Here is a 7547-nt window from a genome sequence, read left to right as displayed (position 1 = left end):
GCGAGATCCTGGAGCGCGTCCCTCGAGCGGGAGCTGCGCCTGGAGCCCGACGCGCGCTACCTCGAGCTGACGCCCCTGCTCGCCGTCGAGCACATGGCGACGGACGGTTTCCACCCCGGACCGGGGATCTACGCGGACTGGGGGGCCCGCGCCGCTAAGATGATCGCCGTCGAGCGTGCTGCAGAGCGTTGAGCGCGCGCCCCCCGGGGAGGCTCGTCCGTGAACGTCGCCGCCTACCTCGACCGCATCGGCATCCGCCGCCCCGTCGGGAGCGACGCGGCGTCCCTGCTCCATCTCCACGTCGCGCACCTGCTCTCGGTCCCCTTCGAGAACCTGAGCATCCACTGGGGGGAGCCGATCGTCCTCGACGAGGAGGCGCTGTTCGACAAGATCGTCGTGCGGCGGCGCGGCGGGTTCTGCTACGAGCTCAACGGCCTCTTCGCCGAGCTGCTGCGCGAGCTCGGATTCGACGTCGACCTCCTCGCCGCCGAGGTCGCGACGCGCGACGGAGGGTACGGCCCGCCGTTCGACCACATGGCGCTGCGGGTCGCGCTCGCGGGGCCGTGGCTCGTGGACGTCGGGTTCGGGGATTCGTTCCGGCAGCCGCTGCGCCTCGACGCCGTCGGGGAGCAGGTTCAGGGGGCCGACGCGTTCCGGATCGACGCCGTCGGGGACCGGCGCGTGTTGTCCCGGCGGGGCGAGGGGGACGTGTGGGCGCCTCAGTACCGCTTCGGCCTCGAGGCGCACGACCTCGCGGAGTACGAGCCGATGTGCCGGTACCACCAGACTTCCCCCGACTCGCACTTCACGCAGAACCGCGTCTGCTCCCTCGCGACCCCGTCGGGGCGGATCACGCTGAGCGGGATGAAGCTCATCGAGACCGAGAAGGGAGTGCGGCGGGAGCGGGTTTTGGCGGATGAGCGGGAATACGACGCGTTGCTGCGCACGCGGTTCGGAATCTCGAGGGATCGATGAAGGTCCTCAACGTCCACGAACGGCGCCTCGCGGCAACGCCGGACGCCGTCGGAGAGTTGATCGACTCCCTCGCGTCGTCCGACGATCGCCTTTGGCCTCGCAAGGCCTGGCCGTCGATGCGGTTCGATCGGCCGCTCGGCGTCGGGGCGGTCGGCGGCCACGGCCCGATCCGGTACACCGTCGTCGAGTACCTTCCCGGCGTCTGCGTTCGATTCCGGTTCGACGCGCCGCGGGGGTTCCACGGGACCCATCGCTACGAATGGGAGGCGGTCGAGGGGGCGGTGGTTCTCGCGCACGTCCTCGAGATGGAGACCCGCGGCCTCGCGACGGTGACGTGGCCGATCTTCTACCGCCCCCTGCACGACGCGCTGATCGAGGACAGCCTGGCGGTTGCGCAGCGATCGCTCCGCCTCGCGCCGGAGCGGCACCCCTGGAGCGTTCGCGTGCGCGCGTTGCGCCGGATCGTGGGTCGAGGCCGCGCGCGATCCCAGTCGGAGCTGTTCGCGTGAGGATCCGCCCCGCCGCCCTCGACGACGCGGAGGCGATCGCGCCGCTCCTGGGCGAGCTCGGGTACCCGTGCTCGACGGAGGAGGCGAGGGAGCGGCTCGGGAAACTGCTCGGCGTCGCGGGGATCGCCGTCTTCGTCGCCGAGGTCGAGGACGCTCTGGCCGGAGTCGAGGTCGTCGCGGAGCTCACGGCGCTGCTGCATCAACCCGGGCGGGTCGCGCAGATCACCGCCCTCGTCGTCGGCTCGAGCCATCGGAGAGTCGGAGCCGGGAAGCTCCTCGTCGAGGCGGCCGAGCGGTGGGCGCGCGACTGCGGTTGCGCGCGGATCCTCGTCGCGTCCGCGGAGCACCGCCACGACGCCCACGCCTTCTACGCGTCGATCGGCTACCGGCACACCTCGCGGAGGTTCACGAAGGACCTGGCGCCGTAGCCGGCGTGTCCCGCGGCCCACACGACGTCTCCCGACTCCCACGTCCTCCCACGCGTTGGCTCGAAATCCCTCGGCAATTCGACGGTGCAGCCGTGGCACGCCCCTCGCCATGTCCTCCGTTCGAGCCGGCCGCAACCCATGGTGGGGAGCGCGGCCCGGCCGAACGGAGCCCGCCATGAACCGCCGGATCGCCCGCAACGTTCTCGGCGGCGGCGCGATCGCCGCCGCCCTCGTCCTCGCAGGCTGCAATTCCTCGCAGCCCGTCGAGACCGCCCGCACCTCCACCCCGCCCGCCTCGCTGCTGAGCGACGGGCCGCTTTCCCCCGCGACGCCGAGCACCGAGACGACCGCGGTTGCCGAAGCGTCGAACCCCGTGCCGACCGAGGCCGAGATGAAGTCGGCGTGGCGCGAGGGCGTCGCCCTCTTCGAGGCGAAGGACTACGCCGAGGCGGCCGAACGGTTGTCGGTCGCGTCGCTCGGCCGCGGCCAGGACCCCTACGCGCACTATCTCCTCGGTCTCGCACGCTGGAAGTCGGGGGACCTCGAGGGCGCCGAGGGCGCGCTCGCGACGAGCGTCGGCCTCGACGCGACCCGCGTGAAGACCCATGTGAACCTCGCCCGCGTGCGCATGGACCTCGGCAGGCACGCGGATGCGCTCGAGGCGGCGGAATCCGCCCTCGCGATCGAAACCGGCTTCGTTCCGGCGCTCCATCAGAAGGGACGCGCGCTGTTCGCGCTCGGGAAACACGACGAGGGGATCGAGTCGCTGCGCGCCGCGCACGAGCTCGCGCCTTCGGACGGCCAGGTCGCGAACACCTACGGCTGGATGCTGCTGCAGTCCGGGCGCCCGGGGGAATCCGTGGCGCCGCTCGAGAAGGCGAGAGAGCAGCTCCCGTCGGTCGCGTACGTCCGCAACAACCTCGGCGTCGCCTACGAGCGGACGTCGCGGCTGGGTGAGGCGCTCGCGGAGTACCGCGCCGCCGTCGAGGCGGGGGATCCGGACGGGAAGGCCCGGGCGAGCGTGACGCGCCTCGAGCCGGTGGTGGAGCGGGTCGTGATCGCTTCGGGGACCGACGTCAAGTAGGTCGGCCTCGCTCGCGGCGGCGGTCGCGCGGATCCGGGTGTGTCCCGCGCGGCCGCCGTTCGCGTTCTCGCTACTTCGACCGGGCGAGCAGCGCCGTGCCGTCGCCGGTCGAGAGGACCAGCTTCGCGCCGCCGCTTCCCTGCCGGTACCGCATCACGTTGGGCTCGCGGGCGATCTCCTTCAGCTCGAGCCCCTTCACCGCGAAATCCCCCGAACCGCTGTGCAGCTCGGCGTCGAAGTGCGACCCCGGCCCGACGCGCAGGGCGATGTCGGCGGTCTCGGACCTCAGGACGGCGTTCTTCGTGCCGGTGAGCCCGGAGGTGACGTCGATCCCCCCTTCGGTCGTGGCGACCTCGAGCGATACCGCCTCGGTGTGCTCGAAACGCACGTCGCCGAGCTTGGCCTCCACCTTCCAGGCGAGCCCCTCGACACGGTCGGCGGAGACCTTGCCGCTCGTCGTGCGGACCGAGGCGTCCGCCGCGCGGACGTCGATGAGCTCGATCGGTCCGGAGAGGGTCTCGATCGAGAGCGTGGCGCCCTTGAAGGTGCGGACCTCGATCGGCGAGGCGCTCGTGCGCGCCGCGAGCGCGCCGTAGACCTGCTCGATCGTGATCCCGCCGTCCACGCTTTCGGTGACGAAGTTGCCGCGCGCGTGGTTCACGCTCACGGGGCCGACGATCTGCTTGGCGTCGACCTTCGATTCGTGCGGGACGGTGACGACCACGTGGACGGCGAGCGGCGTCGCGTCGCGCTGGTTCCCGAGGCTCACGGTCCGCCCGTCCCACGGGTAGGCGACCTTGTCGCGCTTGAGGAGCGGGGCGATCCACTTCGCGTATTGCCCCTCCGCATCGGCGCGCGGCATCCTGAGGGCGGGGTAGCGGTCGACCGGGAGCACGGGCCGCACGACGACGACGCCGGACTCGGTGACGACCTTCATCTCGACCGCGTCGGCGATGGCCTTGGCCGCTTCGTACGTCTCCCCTTCGGCAACGACGCGCGCCTCGACGGAGGCCTTGCCGGCCGTGCCGCCGCCGCGGATCTCGATCGATCCGAGCAGGTTCTCGACGCGGACCGTCCCCTTCGCGGCAAGCGGCTGCTCGGCGCGGCGAACGACTTCGACCTTCTCGTCCGCGAGCGCGGGGAGCGTCGCCAGCCCGAGCGCGATCACGATTCCGTAACGCATGATGGGGACCCTCCGGAAAGGACGGAGGGAACATGGGGCGCGAGGGCGGTCAGCGCAAAGAGGGCATCGCCGACGTCCGCTCCACCCTCCACACCACGTGCTCGAACCCGTGGAACTCCACCTGCCGCGTCGGCGCCATCCCGATCCGCCGCGCGACCGCCTGAGACGGGACGTTGACCGGGCGGATCAACGAGACGACGTACGGGAGCTCCCACGTCGTGAACGCGTGGTCCCGCACCGCGGACGCCGCTTCGGTCGCGTAACCGTGTCCCCAGAACGGACGGTGGAGCAACCAGCCGATCTCGCGTTCGGAGACACCTTCGACGGTCTGTCGAATCAGCCCGACCTGGCCGACCGGCTCGCCGGTGTCGCGAAGCTCGACGAGCCAGAGTCCGTGGCCGTCGTCGGCGTACCGCGCGAGCTGCCGGTCGAGCCAATTCCTGGACTCGTCGCGGTCGAGCACCTTCGGGTAGTGCCGCATGACCTCGGCGTCGCCCATCATCCGGGCGACGAAGTCGAGGTCGGCAGGTTCGAGTTCTCGGAGACCGAGTCTGGGTGTTTCGAGGATCGGGTTCATGACGGACCTCGAACGCGTCGCGCGCCGTGCCAGACGGCTACGATCCGTACGGTACTCGTCCCAACCTCGTAAAAGAAGCGGTACTCTCCGACCAAGATCTCTCGCGTCGACGATTCGGGGGACTCTGGGATCCTTCTCCCGGATGAAGGGAACCGCTCGAGTCGCCGCAGTCGCGTCCGGGCACGACGTTCGAACCGGCGTGCCGCGAGTGGATCGTCCTGGGCTATGAACTCGAGAATCTGTACGAACTGGGATAGGGCGATTCCGGTGAATCGAACCTTCAAGCACCTTTCCGCCTGAGGAGGCGGTTGGTGACGTCGAAGACCTCATCGAGCGAGTACGTCCGCTTGCCTTCGGACTCGGCTCGAGCCCGTTGCAGCATGTCCAATACCTCGCGACTCGGGCGAGCCGAATCCGGCTTCGCTGTCGCTGGAGGGGAAGTATGGCGGCCGTCTCGTCGCATGAACCGGTCTCCGGGACCGGAGGGAGCGTACGGCGACGGTGATCGACCTGCAAGGGAGCATCGACCGAACGAGGTTGCATGGATGCAACCTCTCGGGAAGAGTCAGCCCCAAACCTCTCGAAGAGTCTCGCGGAAGAGAACGTTCAGCTCCTCGATCGGAGGCGCCACCTCCGGTCTCGGTGCCTCGGTGGCCTCGTGCCGCCCGAGCTCCGCCTCGACGAACGCGCTGATGGCCTCGACGCGCGGCGCGCGCGCGAGCTCTGCGCCCGCGCGCTTCTCCGCGATCAGCGCGTCGATCGCACGGCGGAGCGCCGGGTCCTCGACGGTTGCGTCGACCAGGCGCTCGAATTCGATGGGGGGCGCCCCCGAGCCCGCCTCGATCCACCGGATCGCGAGCAGCGGTCGGAGCACGTAGAAGTACTTCTTGCGCCAGACCTCGTCCCCTCGCAGGTACTCGCGGAAGTTCCCGCGCGCCATGTGGAGGTAATGGTGGAACCCGGCGCGCGGGTCGAAGTGCGTGGGGATCATCGCGCGCAGGCGTTGCGCGACGGAGAAACGCTCCGCGTACACGATCGGGCACTGGAGCCACTCGAGAAGCGGCGGGTTCGACTTGCGGAAGAGGCGCAACGCCTTGCGCAGGTCCCATCCGTTGACGTCGTAGTCGTCGACGATCGGGCGCTCGAGAACGTCCCGACGACGCTCGAGGTCGACGGTGAGGTACCAGTCGGGAGGGCGGACGTAGAGAAACCGGGTGTCGTAGTCGCTGTCGTCCGAGGCGAATCCCCAGGCGCGACTTCCCGACTCCACGGCGAGGAGGACCACGACTCCCTCCTCGCGCTCGATCGCCTCGAGCCGGCGCCTTACCTCCGCGACCGCCTCGGGCCCCGGCCTGCCGCTCACCCCTCCGCCTGCACCGACGCCAGCAGCTTCGACACGCTCTGCTTCGCGTCGCCGAAGAGCATCAGCGTGTTCTCGCGGTAGCAGAGGGGGTTGTCCACGCCGGCGTACCCGGCGTTCATCGAGCGCTTGAGCATGACGACCTTGCCGGCCTTCCAGACCTCGAGGACGGGCATCCCGTAGATCGGGCTTCCCGGGTCGTCGAGGGCGGAGGGGTTGACGATGTCGTTGGCGCCGATGATCACCGCCACGTCGGTCTTGGGGAAGTCCTCGTTGATCTCGTCCATCTCCTTGACGATCTCGTAGGAGACTCCCGCCTCGGCGAGCAGGACGTTCATGTGCCCCGGAAGGCGCCCGGCGACGGGGTGGATCGCGTAGCGGACCTCGACCCCCTTCTTGCCGAGCTGCTCGGTGATCTCCTTCACCACGTGCTGGGCCTGGGCGACCGCCATGCCGTAGCCGGGGACGAAGATGACCTTCTTCGCGCCGGTGAGGAGGCCTCCGACCTCGCCGACGTTCGTCTCGCGGACGGGACCGCCGGTCCCGGCCGCCGCGACCGCGGGCTTCCCGCCTTCGGTCCCGAAGCCACCGAAGATGACGTTCCAGATGGAGCGGTTCATCGCCTCGCACATGATGTAGCTCAGGATCGCGCCGGACGCGCCGACGAGGGCGCCGGTCACGATGAGCAGGTCGTTCGAGAGCATGAACCCCGCGGCGGCCGCGGCCCATCCCGAGTAGCTGTTGAGCATCGAGACGACGACGGGCATGTCCCCGCCGCCGATCGCCGCGACGAGGTGGATGCCCAGGATGCAGGAGAGCACCGTCACCACCAGGAGCATGTTCAGCGCGGTCGCGGGCTCGGCGGGAATGCCGACGACCGAGGCGACGACGCACCCGGTCACGAGCGCGAGGTTCAGGAAGTGACGCGCGGGGAGGAGCAGGGGCTTGCCGCTGAGCGAGCCGCGCAGCTTCAGGAAGGCGACGACCGAGCCGGTGAAGGTGATCGCGCCGACGAAGACCCCGATGAAGATCTCGAAGACGTGGGCGAGTCCGGCGGTGTCGCCGTGCGAGCCCGCCATCTGCGTCGCGATCCCGACGAGCACCGCGGCGATGCCGACGAAGCTGTGCAGCATCGCGACGAGCTCGGGCATCTGGGTCATCGCGACCCGGGCGGCGAGGACGGCGCCGATCACGCAGCCGACGCCGATCATCGCGGCGAGCAGGCCGTAGGTCGAGGGCGCGGCGGGGCCGTGGCCCGTCGCGCCCGGGGAGAACAGCAGCGCCCCGGTCACGAGGATGGCGAGGAACATCCCGACCGTGCCGAGCAGGTTGCCGCGGCGGGCGCTCTCGGGCTGGCTCAGCCCCTTGAGGCTCATGATGAACAGGAGGCTCGCGAGGACGTACGTGGCGTTGGCGAAGGTGGTCGTCACG

At 70.1% G+C, this 7547-nt stretch carries 9 protein-coding genes; 5 read left to right on the top strand and 4 right to left on the bottom strand.

Features of this window, described 5'->3' with window-relative positions; all coding sequences use genetic code 11:
- The 5 genes from VF139_19065 to VF139_19045 form a co-directional block, all read left to right on the top strand.
- Positions 1–192 (top strand): hypothetical protein (locus VF139_19065; GenBank protein ID HEX6853505.1); only part of this gene is annotated, 192 nt, incomplete at its 5' end.
- Between the two features lie 27 nt (positions 193–219).
- Positions 220–975 (top strand): arylamine N-acetyltransferase, encoded by a 756-nt coding sequence (locus tag VF139_19060; GenBank protein ID HEX6853504.1) that lies wholly within the window; start codon positions 220–222, stop codon positions 973–975.
- Positions 972–1484 (top strand): hypothetical protein, encoded by a 513-nt coding sequence (locus VF139_19055; protein ID HEX6853503.1) that lies wholly within the window; start codon positions 972–974, stop codon positions 1482–1484. The genes VF139_19060 and VF139_19055 overlap by 4 nt, the downstream gene beginning before the upstream one ends.
- Positions 1481–1912: a GNAT family N-acetyltransferase gene (locus tag VF139_19050; GenBank protein ID HEX6853502.1), complete on the top strand. Its 432-nt coding sequence runs from the start codon at positions 1481–1483 to the stop codon at positions 1910–1912. Before VF139_19055 ends, VF139_19050 begins: the two co-directional genes overlap by 4 nt.
- A gap of 175 nt (positions 1913–2087) precedes the next feature.
- A complete protein-coding gene (locus VF139_19045) occupies positions 2088–2996 on the top strand; it encodes a tetratricopeptide repeat protein (protein ID HEX6853501.1) in 909 nt (302 codons plus the stop codon).
- A 70-nt stretch (positions 2997–3066) separates the two neighbouring features.
- Here VF139_19045 and VF139_19040 read toward each other — a convergent pair whose 3' ends face one another.
- The 4 genes from VF139_19040 to VF139_19025 form a co-directional block, all read right to left on the bottom strand.
- Positions 3067–4179, bottom strand: a complete 1113-nt coding sequence (locus VF139_19040) for a DUF4097 family beta strand repeat-containing protein (GenBank protein HEX6853500.1) — start codon at positions 4177–4179, stop codon at positions 3067–3069.
- 49 nt (positions 4180–4228) lie between these two features.
- Complete coding sequence (locus VF139_19035; GenBank protein HEX6853499.1) at positions 4229–4756, bottom strand: GNAT family N-acetyltransferase; 528 nt, start codon at positions 4754–4756, stop codon at positions 4229–4231.
- 565 nt (positions 4757–5321) lie between these two features.
- A complete protein-coding gene (locus tag VF139_19030; protein HEX6853498.1) occupies positions 5322–6119 on the bottom strand; it encodes a nucleotidyltransferase domain-containing protein in 798 nt (265 codons plus the stop codon).
- Complete coding sequence (locus tag VF139_19025; GenBank protein ID HEX6853497.1) at positions 6116–7546, bottom strand: NAD(P)(+) transhydrogenase (Re/Si-specific) subunit beta; 1431 nt, start codon at positions 7544–7546, stop codon at positions 6116–6118. The genes VF139_19030 and VF139_19025 overlap by 4 nt, the downstream gene beginning before the upstream one ends.
- Between the last annotated feature and the right edge of the window lies 1 nt (position 7547).

Source organism: Candidatus Polarisedimenticolaceae bacterium, assembly GCA_036376135.1.
In the GTDB taxonomy this organism is placed as follows: Bacteria; Acidobacteriota; Polarisedimenticolia; order Polarisedimenticolales; family DASRJG01; genus DASVAW01.
This window is presented reverse-complemented; position numbering and strand designations above follow the sequence as displayed.